Consider the following 388-nt stretch of genomic DNA (forward strand, 5'->3'; position numbering starts at 1 on the left):
GTTCTCGTTCTCACCGGCCACGCCATGCCATCTGATGGTGCCGTCATCCTGGGTGTGTTCCTCCAGGAAGCGTTCCTTGGCATTGATCAGGGTCTGGAAGTAGAAGACGTCGCCGCCGGACCCACCGGTGAGGACATCGTCGGCCGGGATCGGCTGGTCCGGATAGAGCTTGCCGCCGGACAGTTCATTATAGGGATCGCCTTCGTCGCGGTCCGGGTCATGAGCGACCGGACCCTCGCGTCCGTCTGCCTGTGAGATCAGCAGGTCGTTGCCGGCACCGCCATTGAGGATGTCCTCGCCATGGCCTCCGTCCAGAACGTCATTGCCGTCACCGCCATTGAGGTCGTCATTGCCGTAGCCACCCTGCAGGACGTCGTTGCCACCGTTG

1 pseudogene is annotated in these 388 nt (G+C 62.6%); it reads right to left on the reverse strand.

What is annotated here, in order from left to right:
• Positions 1-388, reverse strand: a pseudogene (locus tag ABLO27_RS27095) (hypothetical protein); the annotation flags it as partial.

Origin of the sequence: Roseibium sp. SCP15 (genome assembly GCF_040329435.1) — a bacterium.
Lineage (GTDB): Bacteria > Pseudomonadota > Alphaproteobacteria > Rhizobiales > Stappiaceae > Roseibium.